Consider the following 417-nt stretch of genomic DNA (forward strand, 5'->3'; position numbering starts at 1 on the left):
CGGAGGACATCGTGCGTAAGCTGCGGCGCGCCGATGAACTGGCCGCGGAAGGCTTGACCGGCGAACAGATCGCCGCTGAGCTGGGAGTGTCGGCGGCGACTTTGTATAACTGGCGCCGTCAGTACGGCGGTATGGACACCGATGCCGCCAAGGAACTCGAGGAGCTGCGGGAACAGAACGCGCGGCTCGAGCGGCTGCCGGCCGATGCGGAGCTGGAGAAAGATGCGCTGCGGGAGATCTCGAGGGGAAAATTCTAGGCCCGGCGGCCAAGCGGGGAGCCGTGGACATGCTCCAGGAAGTTCTGGGCGTCTCGGAGCGGTTCGCGTGCAGGGTCGTTGGGCTGGCACGATCCACCTATCGACGGTTGCCGGCCGCGCAGACACCCGTTGATCCCGATGTCGGGACGCGGATGTGGCT

The 417-nt window shown here is 66.2% G+C and carries 1 protein-coding gene; it reads left to right on the forward strand.

What is annotated here, in order from left to right:
* On the forward strand, window positions 1-257 hold a 257-nt coding region (locus ON20_RS41115), incomplete at its 5' end, for a transposase (RefSeq protein WP_040839536.1).
* Window positions 258-417 lie beyond the last annotated feature (160 nt).

The sequence above is a fragment of the Nocardia brevicatena NBRC 12119 genome (assembly GCF_000308495.1).
In the GTDB taxonomy this organism is placed as follows: domain Bacteria; phylum Actinomycetota; class Actinomycetes; order Mycobacteriales; family Mycobacteriaceae; genus Nocardia; species Nocardia brevicatena.